Genomic DNA, 16397 nt, shown 5'->3' on the forward strand with positions numbered 1-16397 from the left:
TGATCCTATTGTCGGAAAATAAACTAAAAAGAGAAATGGGATTTATTGCAGCTTTAACTACCGTAATTGGTACTGTAATTGGTGGTGGAGTTTTCTTTAAAGCCACTGCGGTATATGGCGCAACTGGATCTGCAAGCTTAGGTTTATTAGCATGGATTATTGGAGGCATCATTACAATTTGTGCTGGTTTATCAGGTGCTGAGCTTGCCGCAGCAATACCAAAAACAGGAGGGATGGTTGCCTATTTAAAGCACACATATGGTGATCTGACTGCCTATTTGCTTGGATGGGCACAAACAATCATCTATTTTCCAGCTAATATTGCTGCTCTTTCTATTATATTTGGTACACAAGCAGTTTCAATTTTTGGGGTCCCTGCCAATTCTAATCAATTCACTGTAACGATGATTGCTGTAGTTACTGCAATTTTTATCACATTAATGAATTTCTTAGGAGCAAAAACTGCTGGTAGTATTCAATCACTTTTTACCTTTTGTAAACTTATACCACTAGTGATTTTGATCATTTTTGGATTATTACATGAAGGAAATGTGACTTTTCAGCTTTTTCCCGTTGAGGTCGGAAGTGATCGAAGTTTTTTGCCAGCACTTGGTTCAGCTTTACTTGCTACGATGTTTGCATATGATGGTTGGATACTCGTAGGAAATATAGCCGGAGAAATGAAAAATCCTAAAAATGATTTGCCAAAAGCAATCGTATTTGGTTTAGCAATTGTAATGGCAGTGTATCTTTTGATTAACATTTCCTTTTTATTTGTATTAACCGCAGTGCAATTAGCTGGTACAACTACACCTGCTACTGAAGTTTCGAAAGTTTTATTCGGTAATTTTGGAGGGAAACTTGTCTCAATTGGAATTTTAATTTCTGTATTTGGTACAATTAATGGCTATACAATGACAGGCATGAGGGTTCCATACGTAATGGCTAGAGAACAAAAACTTCCTTTTAGTAGTTGGTTTGGTAAATTATCTAAAACTGGAATTCCATATAATGCTGGTCTATTTATCCTAATAGTTGCCATATTTATGATGTTTATAGGTGGATTTGACTTATTAACGGACATGTTAGTATTTGTCATTTGGATTTTCTATACATTAACATTTTTTGCGGTTTATATTTTACGAAAACGGGAACCGGATCTAAAAAGGCCATATAGAGTACCTTTTTTACCTTTAGTTCTCTCAATCGCAATAATTGGAGGAATCTTTATCGTCGTTAATACATTAATGACGCAAACTATTTTAGCGTTTTGGGGAATTGGTTTAACGTTAATTGGACTTCCTGTTTATTACATGTTTCAGAAAAAGCATGTTGTAGTAGATGATGAATGAAAAAGGTAGGAAATTTTCCTACCTTTTTGATTGCCTTCTAATGTAACTAAAGCACCCTCATCTTGATTCCAAAAGGATCGAAATTGCACTAAACATCAATAAAAAAGCCATAACTATATTAAACTGAGTATTATACTTTGATAAGAACTTTCGGAAAATTGAACCAAATACACCCCAAGAGTAAGTACCTAAAAAACCTACAAAAGCTAGAAAGAATGAATAGAATATTAGGCTAATATTGGAAGTGTGATATGGGAGGACAAAGGTTGATATTGTCGTTAGGCCATATAAAATACCTTTAGGATTTATGAATTGTAAAAGCATACCTGTTAAAAAACTGTTATTCTTGTCTCCATCATTGTGATGATCAACTTTCTTACTCGTAATAATTTTTACAGCCAGATACAACATATAGATTACCCCTAAAATAGTCATGATCAATTCAACTTTTGGAATGAAGCTTTTAAGCAAAAGACTAAAATAAGCACACAATAAAATTAGTACAAAGAAACCTGAACCAACCCCTAACGAAAACCTAACTGACCTTTTTAATCCGAATTTGTTAGCAACTAACATTGCCATAATATTATTTGGTCCTGGGGTAAAAGCTGTAACAAACACATATAACAAAAATGATATTAAAGCCAAAATAGAACCCTCCTTTGGTTGTATGTTATAATGATTAAAATAGACAATATAACGTTTTCCATTATATTGTATGATATGTGCGTTATATTGTAAATACTTTGTTTTAGGAGTGTTTTTATGGAAGAAATAAATCAAATCATTGCAAAAAACTTAAAAGCATATAGAGAAAGTAAAAAATTAAGTCTTGAAAAGGTAGCAGAATTTACAGGTGTAAGTAAAACAATGATTGGTCAAATTGAAAGAGGTGAATCTAGTCCTACTATTACAACAATCTGGAAAATAGCAAATGGATTAAAAGTTTCTTTTACTTCATTAATCAATAATCCGCAGCCAGATACAAAAGTTATTTCTATGAGCGAGGTTCAAACTCTTGTGGAGGATAAAGGGAAATATCGGCTTTATCCATATTTTCCCTTTGAAGATGAAAGACGTTTTGAAGTATATTCTGTTGAGATTGAAAAAGGTGGTTTCCTAAGTGCTGATGCGCACAAGGAAGGAACTGAGGAATTTTTAACAATTTATGATGGTGAATTATCTGTCCGAGTAAATAATGTTGAACATACAGTGAAAAAAGGCGATTCAATTAGATTCAAGGCAGATCGACCTCATACTTATCATAATTCTGGAGAAACTTTAACTCGATTAAGTATGCTATTATACTATCCAAAGTAAAACCCCGTTTATTTAAAACGGGGTTTTACCATTTTATTATTTACTAAATGTGCCAATTTTTAAGATTTACTTATTTCAAGAAATATGTTTTCAGAAGAATCTTCCAATGTAAAGTTCAAAAATCTATAAGATGTAATAACGCCAATCAATAAAAACAAACTTGCAATGATTGGTGGTAATAGATGATAAAAATCTGTATACCCAATCATAAAATGGACTGCAAACGCAGTTATAAACGCAGGTAAGCTCCCAAACAATAATGTCCACCAAATCCATTTTTGATTTTGTCTGAACCCCCATAATGAAATCATGAGCACTAGTAAGCCAACACTTACTAACCCACCTCCAAAACCGGCGCGATCATGCGAGATAACTGGTATTAGATGTTGATTAAACGCATTCAATTGAGAAGGTGTTATACATAAATAATTTAAATCTGTTTTAACAAAGGTAGTAGTGACGCCTACAAAGGAAATAATACATCCTCCGATTATAATCGAAAATCCTAGTATAATAAAAAAAAATTGTCCTATTAAACTAATCTTCCAAACGCTATTATTTGTTAAATTTTCTGATTCTGGACTTCTATTGATACCTCTTGTTTTAAAAAAACCAATTAAGAATGATATTATTAGAACTACCCAAAATAAAGCGTGTAACCAGTCAAAGTATCCATATCCTATAAATAAGAATATCGCTAAAAACCCTACGAACGCACTAGTGTCAGTTGCTTTCTTTGCCCAATGATAATGATGTTTAATGCCATTTCTGGCTAATGACATGAACAATATTCCACCAGACATAATTGTCCCAGAAAGTGTCATCCGATCATGTGACATAAAGGGGAGAATTCGATCATTAAACTGAGAAATTAAATGACGATTAATCGTTAAAAAGTGCTCATCATATGGAAGGAGAATGGAAGTTAAACTAATAAATAAAGCAAGTAATCCACCAATAAACATGAAAAGTCCAAATAAAAAGTACCAAATCCATCCGTCACATAAACTAGTTATCGCTTTTTTTCTTCTATGCATTACCGCTTCATTGATCCGTTTTGGTAGACCAGGACCACTAAGTACATACCCATGAGTCAAAAATACTAATGATGCTCCGGTATCGATTAATTCAATTGCATCAATCGGTTCAACCACTCCGCCTTTTGTAAAAATTGGTTTCTCAAACTGAATTGATTTTAATTTATGTATTGTATTTATTAAGCTATTTTTTTGCTCTAAATCAGTAGTAATTGGTAGTTCTTCAATCAATATTGAATCGAATGGATAATTTTTTTGTATTAGAAAAACATCTATTTCATCTGAATAAATTGATAGACAAATAGGTTTAGTAGAAACCCAATTGTTTTTTACTAAGTCACTGGCCAATTCAAGATCCAAGATGAATAGATCAACAAAATCTGAAAGCCTTGATTCAATCATTTTAAATTCATCAAAACTCCCAACTATTCTAGCAAAAATGGGAAGCTTTTTATGTATTTTTGAAAGTTTATTAACTGTTTGTTCTACGGTTAATACTTTATTTTCTTCTGTTCCGATTAATTGATTAGATTTCAAGTCAATGAGCGGACAATTGCTTGTAGTAGAGTCGTGTATAGAGATCGGTCCAATTTCAATCACACCAAAACCTAAATTCATAAAAGCATTTGTGCCAGATAGATATGGGTCAATCTTAGAGGCTAATCCAATTTGATTTTTAATTTTTATATTATGAATCTCGTTTTCAAGTGAACTGTCAGAATTTAAATGACCAAGAAATTCGATTAGATTCGGACCAAATGGCATAGTTGAAATTTTATTCATGCTACTATGAATGAATTCTCTTGAAACTTTTGAAGGAAGCTTTGAGAGCATTGGTTTAAAAATTGTATGATAAGACCAATCAGGCATAGTATAACCTCGTTTTTCTTCAGATTACTTATAGTTTACTTTGACAAATATAAAATGAAAACACTTTCTTTCAAATTTGTGAATTGATTCACATCGCATTGGAATTTTTGTATAAATATGGTATAAATAAAAAGAGTTAACTACTTTCAAAATTAGTAAGACAAGTAAGGAAAAGGTTGTATAGAAAGGCGTATATGTGATTACAATGGTAAATATGCAAAAAGTGATAGTCATCGTTGGTCCTACAGCAGTAGGGAAAACAAAACTAAGTATTGAACTTGCAAAAGCTGTTGATGGAGAAATCATTAATGGCGATGCAACTCAGGTTTATAAAGAATTAAATATTGGAGCAGCTAAAGTTACAGAAGAAGAAAAAGAAGGGATTCCTCATCATTTAATTGATTTCCTTGATCCAAAAGATTCTTTTACAGTTGCTGATTTTCAAACTTTAGCTAGAGAAAAAATTAAAGAAATAGCTAATCGAGGTAAAATACCAATTATTGTTGGTGGTACTGGATTATATATCCAAAGTGTATTAACTAAATATGAATTTGCTGAGCAAGAAGGTGATGAGGTTTTAAGAAACCAATTAGAGGGCTTTGCGATGGCCTTTGGGAATAAAGCATTACATGATCAATTAAAAGAAATTGATCCAGAAAGTGCAAAGCAAATACATATGAATAATGTCAGAAGAGTAATCCGTGCAATAGAAGTTTTCAAACTGACAGGACAAAAGTTTTCAGAGACCGCATTTAAAAAAGAGCCAGAGTATTTATATGATGCAGAAATAATCGGATTAACGATGGATCGAGAGCTACTATACAATCGAATTAATTTACGAGTTGATCTAATGTTGGAAGAAGGACTAGTAGATGAAGCAAAAATGCTCTACGACAAAGGTATTCGAAATTGTCAATCTGTACAAGCGATTGGCTATAAAGAGCTTTACGATTATTTTGATGGAATCTTAACGAAAGAGGAAGCAATCGATTTAATTAAACAAAGCTCAAGAAGATATGCAAAAAGGCAAATGACGTGGTTTAGAAATAAAATGAGCATCCATTGGTTTGATATGGATGGACACAATTTTGATATAAAAAAACTGGAAATTTTAGCTCTACTTGAAGGAAAGGGCTATTTCATCTCGAATAAATATATGTAGAGGTAGAAGAGGAGGAAAAGGACATGAAAACATCAATCAACATTCAAGACCAGTTCTTAAACCAATTACGTAAAGACAATCTAGCGGTTACAGTATTTTTACTAAATGGATTTCAAATCAAAGGTAAAGTAAAAAGCTTTGATAACTTTACGGTATTGTTAGATGTTGAAGGTAAACAACAATTAATATATAAACATGCAATTTCAACGTTTGTACCATCTAAAAATGTACAAATTGAAATGTAAAATAAATTGAAAAAAGAGCATTGATCTTATGGTCAATGTTCTTTTTTAATTATGCTAGATAATTTAATATAGATAATTATATTATGTAAACTAAGGAGGGGTATTTAATGTATGTTCCAAAAGAATTTAAAGAATCAAATTTTAATCAATTAATAGCCGAAATGAAGAAAAATAGCTTCGGGATATTATTATCAAATAATGATGAGACAAAAATAGAAGCAACTCATTTACCATTTATCATTCAAGAAGCAAAAGAGAATTTAATGATGATTACACATTTAGCTAAGCCAAATCCTCAATGGAAAACGATGAATGGAAAGGAATGTTTAATAATCTTTCCAGGTCCCCATGCATATGTATCTGCTTCATGGTATGAAGAAAAAAATACAGTTTCAACTTGGAACTATACAGCAATCCATGCTTATGGAAAAGTAACAACAATTGAAAATAAGGATGAAATGAGACAAATCGTTTTAAAAACAACCGATTATTTTGAAAAAGGACAATCAAAACCATGGAAATACGAGGATCACACAGAGTATGTTGAAAAATTACTTTCAGGAATTGTTTGTTTAAAAATTGAAGTAACAGAGTTAATAGGTAAAAAGAAATTAAGTCAAAATCATTCGATTGAGAGAAGAGAAAAAGTGATTGCAGCTTTGCAAAATGAAGAAAAATATTCCTCGAAAGAAATCGCAGAACTGATGAAAGCAAAACTAGATACAAGTTCCTAATAAGAAGGAGTTATGATGATCGAAATCATAACTCCTTTTTATTTGGGCGTTCATTTTCTTGAAAATATTGAAAGTATCTTTTTAAAGAAACTGAGGTCTTCAATCCAACTAATTGCTGAATATCTTCCACTAATAGTCCCTCTTTTATTTTCCGTAAAATAAAAGTGTTTCTTAAATGTTGGGAGCAAAGTCCTTTTCTAAGCCCGGCTCTTTTAACTTCCAACCTAAGCATTTTTTGAAATGCAATTTCTGTTAGTGCTTTTGGTGAATCGGTATCGTAAACCCAATGGAATGTCATGCGGTTAAAATCAAATGCAACAAAGAGCGGATGAGTTGAATGATAGTGAGGTCTTACGGGCTCGGGTATTGTGACAAAATAATTATATAAAAGTATTCGATCTTCTTTTGTGAGAATAATTGTTCTTTTAATACCTTCCTTACTATGGACAACAAGTTCATTTAAAGCGAAGTTAATGTCTCTCATTTGTAAATCAATTAATTCCTTTAAAGTCAGTCCATAAAACAGCATAAAACGAATCATAATTTCGTTACGATCCATTAAAAATGATCTAGCTTTTAATTGTTTTTCTGACAAATCGGTCGTGGATTGAACAATTGATAGTAATTTTTTTTCTTCTTCTTCTGAGATAAAATCGTCCGTTGAAAGAGCGCGTGAAGGTCCTGCTAAATAGTTAGTGAAAGGAATGATATTTTCGATAGCAGAATTATTAGAATGTAAAAATTTATAAAATTGATTTAGAACGACATAAATTCGATGCATCGTTTTCTCATTATATCCACGTTCAGAAGTTAAATAATAGAAATAATCATTAAAATTTTGAACTTGTAATGTACTAAAACTGTCATTAACTTTTTTAAAGTAACGGAAGCATTCTTCTAAATCATAGCAATAGCGCTTAATAGTCGATTCTTTTCTTCCCTTACTATTTAAATGAGAGGCAAATTGCAAGATGACATCAGGTAAAGTAGCAGTTGTTAAGTTTGGGATCGTCATTTTTATCAACTCTTCTCTTTTTCTCTCATTATATCAAATAAGTTAATAGAATTTAGTAAAATTTAGCAATCTTATCCATTTTAAAGTTAGTCTATAGAATAAATGTTTTGAAATTAATTGTTCGTACATATAATAGTAAAAACTTAATTTAGTAAAATACTTTCAAAAGCGCCTAATACGAACAGTAACGAGGTTTCTCGTGGAGTGCTTTCTATAGATATTAAAAAAATGTTTGACAGAATAAAGAGAGGTGTCATGTTTGGAGCAACCAATTCGTTTAAAAGATAACGGCCAAATAAATGTTGTACTTAATACCGTGAAAAGGGGAGAGGTTTCTCCAAATCCAAGTATCGAAACAGTGAAACAGCCTAAACATGAGTTATTAATTGAAATAGAGGATCAATTAAGGCATTTAATTGGTATGGAAGAAATAAAAAAAATGATTCATGAAATTTATGCTTGGATTTTTATTAATAAAAAAAGAGAAGAATTAAACTTAAAAGCCGAAAAACAAGTATTGCATATGTTGTTTAAAGGGAATCCAGGAACTGGAAAAACGACTGTTGCAAGGATTATTGGTCAATTATTTTTAAAAATGGGAGTATTGTCAAAGGGCCACCTAATCGAAGCAGAAAGAGCTGATTTAGTCGGAGAATACATTGGTCACACTGCTCAAAAAACTAGAGATTTAGTAAAAAAAGCAAATGGAGGCATTCTTTTTATTGATGAGGCTTACTCACTAGGGCGTGGTGGGGAAAAAGATTTCGGAAAAGAAGCGATTGATACACTTGTTAAACATATGGAAGATAAACATGGCGACTTTGTACTGATATTAGCCGGATATTCTTCGGAAATGGATTATTTCTTAAGTTTGAATCCGGGACTAAAATCAAGATTTCCATTTATTTTAGAATTTCAGGATTATTCTGTAAAGGAGCTTCTAGATATAGCAAAAAAAATGTTTGTTGACCGAGAATATATTCTATCTCGGGAAGCGGAATACCGATTAAGGGACTTTATCCAAAAGGCAAAACTTGAAAATCGTGCTCATTTTAGCAATGGGCGATTTGTTCGAAATATTGTGGAAAAATCGATTAGGACACAAGCTACAAGATTAGTATCTGAGATCGAATTTAATCGAGAAATATTAATGAGAATCGAAGAAAAAGACTTATTTACTTCAGATAAAACCGACGCCATTAATTGATTGATTAGCTATTTTATTTGGTGTTTTCTACCCCACCAACCTTTAATGTTAAAATAAATTGAAATAATAACCCCAATTAAAATATTGAGGACAATACAATATAAATAACCATATTTCCAATTTAACTCAGGCATATTAGCAAAATTCATGCCATAAAAACCTGCGATAAAAGACATCGGTAAAAAAATAGCACTTATGAGTGTTAAGATTTTCATAATATCATTTGTACGATCAGATTTTAAAGACATTTGCAGTTCTATAATGCCTGCCATACTTTCTTTAAAATTATCAAGGGCATTAATAATACGTTCATAATTCTCTTTCAATTCATTAAAATAAAAACCTGCATCCTGACTTAAGAAAGGAAAATCTGCTTCTACAATTTGGTTAATGACATTTACTTGCGGCTCTACTAGCTGTCTTAAATCTTGAAGTTGAACCTTCCAATTGAAAATTTTCTGATCTAAATCCTTTCGAAATGGGTCATTAAATAAGTCTCGTTCAATTTCTTCAATCTCATTTGCAAACCGATCAATTGAGATAAGGAACTTCTCAATAACTTCATGGAAAATTTGATATAAAACATGACCAGCATGATCTACTTTTATATAATTTTGACAGAATTCCTGGGTTACATATTTGAATAAATCTATTTCATGATCTTCTATAAATGAAATAATTAAATTACTGCAAACAAGAATATTTATTTTTGTAGGTTTAAATAACTTAGTTAAAGCATATAAGGAAAGAATTGCCTCGTTTTTAAAAATATTTATTCTTGGCTTATGTTCACTATGTAGAAGTTTCTTTTTTGCTAAAGGATGAATATTTAATCTATCAATAATCGTAGTTAACTCATCAATGGATTTATTATTGAAGTGATACCAAAGAATTTCACCATTAGTTGGAGGCAAAAATTCATCAATTGTTTCGACTGAATGGTTTGTTATATTATATCTCTTCAATTGAAATTCCTCCTTTAAATAAATTTCTAAAATAGTGTTGGCAAGTATAGGTAAATTATGTGAAGAAATCAAACGCTTTTTTGGGGTTTGTTTTTTCATGGTAATGAAAAACGAGATTAACAAGTTTGATTGTTGCAAAGAAACGCAGAAAAAATAAGGTATTTAGGCCAAGGCGGGAATATGTCACCTATTTTACTAAGATATTAAATTGGAGAGGATTTATAGTTAATTGGAAGATTTGTATCATTTAAATGATTTTAATTGCAGTAAACCGGATATTTGCACCAGCAAATTAGCTTCTTATTTTTATCCAATAATAAGTGTGTTAAGACACACTCTATTTGTACTTACAATTTAAAAAAATAAAAAAACAAACCGTCATTTTAAAAGGTTTGTTTTTATTGGACTTATTTATTTAATTTAATTTAATTTTTGAGTGTTTGATTCGTTTAAACTAACTGTAGAGCCTTTAAATGATCTTTTTGGTAGACTCCAATTATAATGTACAGATAATAGTCTAAGAAGAACAATAACAATGAATAATAATAAAAGTTCAAAATTTGTATCAACAAATTTATTACCAATTAAAACGCCTACAAGTATTGCCCAAAAAGCATATACTTCTGAATGCAATACCATCGGTTTTCTTTTTGCTAGTAAATCTCGTACGATTCCGCCACCAATTCCAGTTAAGACAGATGCAACAATAACAGCGCTAACAGGTAATTTTAATTCCATGGCATAATTTGCACCGAGAATTGCAAATGCGGATAAACCGATTGAATCGAATAAAATATCTAACTTTTTAAATGGTTTATTTGATATTTGCGGAAAGAAAAAAATAATTGTCATTGCAACTAACGCAATTGTAAAATTTGTTGTTTGATTCCATAAATAGTTAATTGGATAACCTATTAATAAATTACGTAATGCACCGCCACCAAAGGCTGTAGCAAAGCCTAGAATATAGACACCAAATAAATCATAGTCTTCTTCCATAGCGACTACCGCACCACTTAATGCAAAGGAAATAGTACCAATAATGCTAAATAACTCCCATGTTTCCAAAAAGCAATTCCCCTGCCCTCCAATAAAAAGATGAAAAATAGTCCAGATATCATTATAATAAAGAGACAGTTAAGAGTAAAGAATATTTAATTGCTTAGAATTGGTTAAAGAAAAGGTGGAATTTTGTGTCGAATGAAATGAGAGAAAAAGCCATTTTAGTTGGATGTCAGCTTCAGAATGTAGATGATGATCGTTTTAATTATTCAATGGACGAGTTAGAATCACTTACGAAAACGGCAAATGGAGAGGTAGTTTTAATTACTACACAAAAAAGAACTAAATATCATCCAGCGTTATACATAGGGACAGGTAAATTAGAAGAGTTAGAGGCAGCAATTGCAGAGTTAGAACCTGATGTTGTTATTTTTAATAATGAACTGACTCCATCTCAAATACGTAACTTATCTGCAAGATTAGAAAAAAGAGTCATTGACCGTACACAATTAATTTTAGACATATTTGCACAGCGAGCAAAAACAAAAGAAGGTAAATTGCAGGTTGAATTAGCTCAATTACAATATTTAATGCCAAGATTAGTTGGTCAAGGTACAGAGTTATCAAGACTTGGTGGAGGTATTGGTACAAGAGGACCTGGTGAAACAAAACTAGAATCTGATCGTCGTCATATTCGAAAACGAATTGATGATATTAAACAGCAATTGAACATTGTCGTTGAGCATCGTAAGCGTTATCGTGAGCGACGTAAGAAAAATGAAATGTTTCATATATCGTTAGTAGGTTATACAAATGCAGGAAAATCAACATTATTTAATCGTCTAACTAAATCTGATGTGTATGAACAAGACTTACTGTTTGCGACATTAGATCCTACAACAAGAAAATTTGTATTATCAAATGGTATGACAACTTTACTAACAGATACAGTTGGTTTTATTCAAGATTTACCAACTTCACTTATTGCAGCATTCCGTTCAACACTAGAAGAAGCAACGGAAGCAGATTTCATTCTTCATGTTGTCGATGCATCTCATGAAAATTATAAAAGCCATGAAGTTACAGTTTCTAAATTATTGAATGATTTAGATGTTGAAAATATTCCAATTTTAACTGTCTATAATAAAATAGATCAAGTTCATGAGGACTTTGTACCGTCCCCATCTGAAGGTTTTATTGAAATGAGTGCTTTAAATGAAGATGACTTAAGTAAATTACGCCATAGAATTGAATTTGAATGTAAGCAGTATATGGAACATTTTGAGGCGTTTGTACCAGCATACGAGGGCAAATTGATTCATGAAATTAAAAAATTAACGATGATTGAATCAATCGACTTTAATGAAGAGGCAGAAATCTATCAAATTACTGGGTATGTTTTCAAGGAACATTCAATTTATGATACAGTTAGAAGATATAGAATATATAAGGAGCAATAATCAATGCTAGAATTTTTATCAAACGGGGAAAAAATTGCACCATTAGTGGAAGATGTTGAAAAATTAATTTCAGAAGCCCATAAAGAAATTGACGAAGTAATTGAATATAATCAATTCAAAGTTTTACAAAGCTTTCGAAAGCATAAAGTGAGTGATAGTCATTTTATCCCAACAACTGGTTATGGTTATGATGATATCGGAAGAGATACATTAGAGGAAATTTTTGCTGATGTTTTAGGTGGAGAAGCTGGTTTAGTAAGACCGCAAATTATTTCTGGAACACATGCAATTTCAACAGCTTTATTTGGCGTACTAAGACCAGGTGATGAGCTTTTATATATTACTGGGAAGCCATACGATACTTTAGAGGAAATCGTAGGGATTCGTGGTGAAAGTGGAAATGGCTCATTAAAAGATTTTGGAATCGGATACGAATCAATCGAATTAGTAAATGACGAGCGGATCAATTATGAAAAAGTAGCAAATAAAATGACAAGTAATACGAAAGTAATCGGTATACAGCGTTCAAAAGGTTACGGAACAAGACCTTCGTATACAATTGAACAAATTAAAGAGATGATTGATTTTGTAAAAGAAATTGATCCAAATGTTATTGTTTTTGTTGATAATTGTTATGGTGAGTTTGTTGAAAAACTAGAGCCATGCCATGTTGGAGCAGATTTAATGGCTGGTTCATTAATCAAAAATCCTGGTGGTGGACTTGCAAAAACAGGTGGTTATATTGTAGGACGTAAAGATTTAGTCGAAAAATGTGGCTATCGTTTAACATCTCCAGGGATTGGACGTGAAGCGGGTGCTTCTCTTTATGCATTACAAGATATGTATCATGGATTTTTTATGGCGCCACATATCACTGGTCAAGCATTAAAAGGTGCATTATTTACTGCAGCGTTTTTAGAAAAGCTTGGAATGAACACAAACCCTTCATGGGATGCAGTAAGGACAGATCTAATACAATCTGTTCAATTTGATGATAAAGAAAAAATGATAGCATTTTGTCAGGCAATTCAAGCGGCTTCACCAATCAATGCTCATTTTACGCCAACAGCAAACTATATGCCTGGATACGAAGACGATGTCATTATGGCAGCGGGGACATTTATCCAAGGTGCAAGTATTGAATTAACAGCAGACGGTCCAATAAGAGCTCCATATGTTGCATACGTTCAAGGTGGTTTAACTTATGCCCATGTGAAAATCGCAATTTGTTCGGCAGTTAATTCTTTAATTGAAAAAAATCTATTAGAAATTTAAAACAAAATAGCTCATGACCTCAAGTCATGAGCTATTTTATATATGAAAATAATTGGGGACTTACTTTCATAATGAAGAAGGTTCTATCTATATTTATATCTTACAGGTCAATTCTTAAATTAACCTTAACACTTTCATTAAAATTTAATAATGATAATCTAATCTTGTATTAAAGAAAGGAGTATGCGAGTATATAGAAGTTGAGTAAACAGTATAGATTCGGTAATGAGCGGAGGAAAAGCAATGGAAAATCTACCTAATTGTCCTAAATGTAATTCAGCATATACTTATGAAGATGGAAATCTTTTAATTTGTCCAGAATGTGGTTATGAATGGACAATGGAAACAGAAAATACGAATGACGAAACAAAAGTAGTGAAAGATGCAAACGGAAATATTTTAAACGATGGAGATTCAGTTACTGTTATAAAAGATTTAAAAGTAAAGGGCACATCACTTGTCGTTAAAATTGGTACAAAAGTGAAAAGTATTCGATTAGTTGAAGGTGATCACGATATCGATTGTAAAATTGAAGGTTTTGGTGCCATGAAGTTGAAGTCTGAATTTGTTAAAAAAGCGTAGTATCGTTATTAATTAATTCTATTATAAGAACAAATGCATCAAGTCAAAAGGCTCGATGCATTTGTTTTATAAATAATCAGTTTTTAAATTTACGAAAGAACATAAAAATAATAGTTTGATATAAATTGATTTTTGTTAAAATAGAAGAGAACGTTTACATTCATTAGCAATCATATTTAAATAATCGCACGATATAGAAGAAGGTGTATAAATGAATAATCGAGCCCATAATTTTGCAATGGATTATGTGAATTCAGAGGAAAAACAAAAAATGCTATATAAACGGACACTCTTGATGGTTAGCATTTCGCAAATTTTCGGTGGAGCAGGATTAGCAGCCGGAGTTACAGTCGGTGCACTACTAGCTCAACAAATGCTTGGGACAGATGCTTTTACTGGTCTTCCAGCATCCCTTTTTACACTAGGTTCAGCAGGAGCGGCATTAATTGTCGGTAGGCTTTCTCAAAGATTTGGTCGACGAATAGGGCTTGCTGCAGGATTTTTTACAGGTGGACTTGGTGCAATCGGTGTAGTAATTGCAGCAATGACAAACAGTATTATCCTTTTATTTGCCTCACTTTTGATTTACGGTGCAGGAACAGCAACCAATTTGCAAGCTAGATATGCAGGAACTGATTTAGCAAATAATAAACAACGTGCAAAAGCGATTAGTATTGCAATGGTTTCTACAACATTTGGTGCTGTTGCTGGTCCTAACTTAATCGGACCAATGGGGAAATTTGCAACTTCCATTGGCGTACCAGCACTTGCAGGTCCGTTCATCTTATCTGCAACTGCTTTCATTTTGGCTGGTCTGTTTCTTTTCGTTATGCTTAATCCAGACCCATTAATTATGGCAAAAATGATCGAGTCAAATAAAACAAAACAAGTTAATGTGGAAAATTCATCACCTATTGAAAGTATTAAAAACAAGAGGGGAATAGCTGTTGGAGCCGCAACTATGGTACTGACACAAATTGTAATGGTTGCTATTATGACAATGACACCTATCCATATGGAACATCACGGTCATGGACTAAATGAAGTAGGAATCGTGATTGCGTTTCATATTGGCTCGATGTATCTTCCTTCATTGATTACAGGAATTCTTGTTGATAAAGTCGGTCGAACTGCCATGTCGATTGCGTCTGGGGCGACTTTACTCTTAGCAGGATTGACCGCTGCATTAGCACCTAGTGATTCAATGATTCTCCTAGTAGTTGCGCTTTCATTACTAGGATTAGGTTGGAACTTTGGACTAATAAGTGGGACTGCTCAAATTGTTGATTCAACAGATTCATCTACACGTGCCAAAACTCAAGGGACTGTTGATGTACTTATTGCACTAGCAGGAGCATCTGGTGGTGCTTTGTCTGGAATGATTGTAGCTAATTCAAGCTATGCAACATTATCATTAGCTGGAGGAGCTTTGTCTTTAATCCTTATTCCAGTCGTGATCTGGTCACGTGGAGGAAAGAAAGAACGCGAACAAGGTCTTCATATGTAAAAATCAAATTTAATTTATAATAAAGATGAAAATAGGAGCTGATTAATCAGCTCCTATTTCACAATTTGCATGCTTGATAAAAAGTTTAATTAATTTTTTAGTAAAATCGTATATGTAATTGTGCCCACGAATTGAATTCGTGCTCAATTACAAAGGGGGAAATATGAAAAAATTTTTAGCTTATTTCATACTAATAATGTTATTGATCAGTTTAACCAGCTGTTCTTTAAGCAAAAACACAAGTAAGGATATTTTTCATTATAAAAATTCTTATGTCGGTAATAACAGTGCTGTAGGAAGTATTATAAATCAATTACCAAATCATAAAGAATTTACCCAAATGTCACTCCAAACAAAAAAGAAGCCTTATGGTATGACGATTGAATATAAGAATTTACCCGCAAATACTAAAAATATCGTAATAAATAATGCAACTTACTTATTTGCATTAATCAAAAATGTAGAATGGATTGTTTTTGATTTTGCTGATCAAAAATATACTTTGAAAAGACAACAACTGGATGAATGGTATGGAAAAGATTTAAGTTCTTACACAAATGAAAAGGAACTAGAGGAACTAATCCACACTAATTTAAATGATAAAAACAAGGTAAATCAGTTATTTACGAAATAAAGTCTTTTATAATTATAGATTTGATAACTT

The 16397-nt window shown here is 32.1% G+C and carries 16 protein-coding genes; 11 read left to right on the top strand and 5 right to left on the bottom strand.

Going from position 1 to position 16397, the window contains the following annotated elements; all coding sequences use genetic code 11:
- The first annotated feature begins 8 nt into the window (after positions 1 to 8).
- A complete protein-coding gene (locus ACFVR2_RS18880; protein ID WP_387365160.1) occupies positions 9 to 1352 on the top strand; it encodes an APC family permease in 1344 nt (447 codons plus the stop codon).
- 57 nt (positions 1353 to 1409) lie between these two features.
- Here the strand turns inward: ACFVR2_RS18880 and ACFVR2_RS18885 are convergent, their stop codons facing one another.
- Positions 1410 to 2000 (bottom strand): LysE family transporter, encoded by a 591-nt coding sequence (locus ACFVR2_RS18885; RefSeq protein WP_387365163.1) that lies wholly within the window; start codon positions 1998 to 2000, stop codon positions 1410 to 1412.
- A gap of 117 nt (positions 2001 to 2117) precedes the next feature.
- On the opposite strand from ACFVR2_RS18885, the gene ACFVR2_RS18890 reads away from it, so the two are divergent.
- Positions 2118 to 2672 carry a helix-turn-helix domain-containing protein gene (locus ACFVR2_RS18890; protein ID WP_387365166.1) on the top strand — a complete coding sequence of 185 codons (555 nt, stop codon included), beginning with the start codon at positions 2118 to 2120 and terminating at the stop codon, positions 2670 to 2672.
- A 59-nt stretch (positions 2673 to 2731) separates the two neighbouring features.
- Here ACFVR2_RS18890 and ACFVR2_RS18895 read toward each other — a convergent pair whose 3' ends face one another.
- On the bottom strand, positions 2732 to 4579 hold the full coding sequence (locus ACFVR2_RS18895) for a dihydroorotate dehydrogenase (protein WP_387365169.1): 1848 nt from the start codon (positions 4577 to 4579) through the stop codon (positions 2732 to 2734).
- 199 nt (positions 4580 to 4778) lie between these two features.
- Here ACFVR2_RS18895 and miaA point away from each other — a divergent pair, with 199 nt between their 5' ends.
- From miaA to ACFVR2_RS18910, 3 genes are all read left to right on the top strand, one after another.
- Positions 4779 to 5741: a tRNA (adenosine(37)-N6)-dimethylallyltransferase MiaA gene (gene miaA, locus ACFVR2_RS18900; RefSeq protein WP_387366169.1), complete on the top strand. Its 963-nt coding sequence runs from the start codon at positions 4779 to 4781 to the stop codon at positions 5739 to 5741.
- 23 nt (positions 5742 to 5764) lie between these two features.
- The gene (gene hfq / locus ACFVR2_RS18905; RefSeq protein WP_056470298.1) at positions 5765 to 5986 is read left to right on the top strand and encodes an RNA chaperone Hfq; all 222 of its coding nucleotides are present in this window, start codon (positions 5765 to 5767) and stop codon (positions 5984 to 5986) included.
- A gap of 107 nt (positions 5987 to 6093) precedes the next feature.
- A complete protein-coding gene (locus ACFVR2_RS18910) occupies positions 6094 to 6720 on the top strand; it encodes an FMN-binding negative transcriptional regulator (protein ID WP_387365173.1) in 627 nt (208 codons plus the stop codon).
- A gap of 25 nt (positions 6721 to 6745) precedes the next feature.
- Here ACFVR2_RS18910 and ACFVR2_RS18915 read toward each other — a convergent pair whose 3' ends face one another.
- A complete protein-coding gene (locus tag ACFVR2_RS18915) occupies positions 6746 to 7735 on the bottom strand; it encodes a tyrosine-type recombinase/integrase (RefSeq protein ID WP_387365176.1) in 990 nt (329 codons plus the stop codon).
- A 259-nt stretch (positions 7736 to 7994) separates the two neighbouring features.
- Here ACFVR2_RS18915 and spoVK point away from each other — a divergent pair, with 259 nt between their 5' ends.
- Positions 7995 to 8942, top strand: a complete 948-nt coding sequence (gene spoVK / locus ACFVR2_RS18920; protein ID WP_387365179.1) for a stage V sporulation protein K — start codon at positions 7995 to 7997, stop codon at positions 8940 to 8942.
- Between the two features lie 8 nt (positions 8943 to 8950).
- On the opposite strand, the gene ACFVR2_RS18925 is transcribed toward spoVK, so the two are convergent.
- Both ACFVR2_RS18925 and ACFVR2_RS18930 read right to left on the bottom strand, forming a co-directional pair.
- Positions 8951 to 9907: a magnesium transporter CorA family protein gene (locus ACFVR2_RS18925; RefSeq protein ID WP_387365182.1), complete on the bottom strand. Its 957-nt coding sequence runs from the start codon at positions 9905 to 9907 to the stop codon at positions 8951 to 8953.
- Positions 9908 to 10327: 420 nt separating this feature from the next.
- Positions 10328 to 10975: a trimeric intracellular cation channel family protein gene (locus tag ACFVR2_RS18930; RefSeq protein ID WP_387365185.1), complete on the bottom strand. Its 648-nt coding sequence runs from the start codon at positions 10973 to 10975 to the stop codon at positions 10328 to 10330.
- Between the two features lie 137 nt (positions 10976 to 11112).
- Between ACFVR2_RS18930 and hflX the strand changes: the two genes are divergently transcribed.
- The 5 genes from hflX (at position 11113) to ACFVR2_RS18955 (ending at position 16367) form a co-directional block, all read left to right on the top strand.
- Complete coding sequence (gene hflX, locus ACFVR2_RS18935; RefSeq protein WP_387366172.1) at positions 11113 to 12369, top strand: GTPase HflX; 1257 nt, start codon at positions 11113 to 11115, stop codon at positions 12367 to 12369.
- A 3-nt stretch (positions 12370 to 12372) separates the two neighbouring features.
- Positions 12373 to 13644: a methionine gamma-lyase family protein gene (locus ACFVR2_RS18940; RefSeq protein WP_387365188.1), complete on the top strand. Its 1272-nt coding sequence runs from the start codon at positions 12373 to 12375 to the stop codon at positions 13642 to 13644.
- 243 nt (positions 13645 to 13887) lie between these two features.
- Positions 13888 to 14226 carry a zinc ribbon domain-containing protein YjdM gene (locus tag ACFVR2_RS18945; RefSeq protein WP_129689114.1) on the top strand — a complete coding sequence of 113 codons (339 nt, stop codon included), beginning with the start codon at positions 13888 to 13890 and terminating at the stop codon, positions 14224 to 14226.
- 211 nt (positions 14227 to 14437) lie between these two features.
- Complete coding sequence (locus tag ACFVR2_RS18950) at positions 14438 to 15733, top strand: MFS transporter (RefSeq protein ID WP_387365192.1); 1296 nt, start codon at positions 14438 to 14440, stop codon at positions 15731 to 15733.
- 163 nt (positions 15734 to 15896) lie between these two features.
- Complete coding sequence (locus ACFVR2_RS18955) at positions 15897 to 16367, top strand: DUF4825 domain-containing protein (protein ID WP_387365195.1); 471 nt, start codon at positions 15897 to 15899, stop codon at positions 16365 to 16367.
- Positions 16368 to 16397 lie beyond the last annotated feature (30 nt).

The sequence above is a fragment of the Gottfriedia sp. NPDC057991 genome, from assembly GCF_042886615.1.
Taxonomy (GTDB): Bacteria; Bacillota; Bacilli; order Bacillales; family Bacillaceae_G; genus Gottfriedia.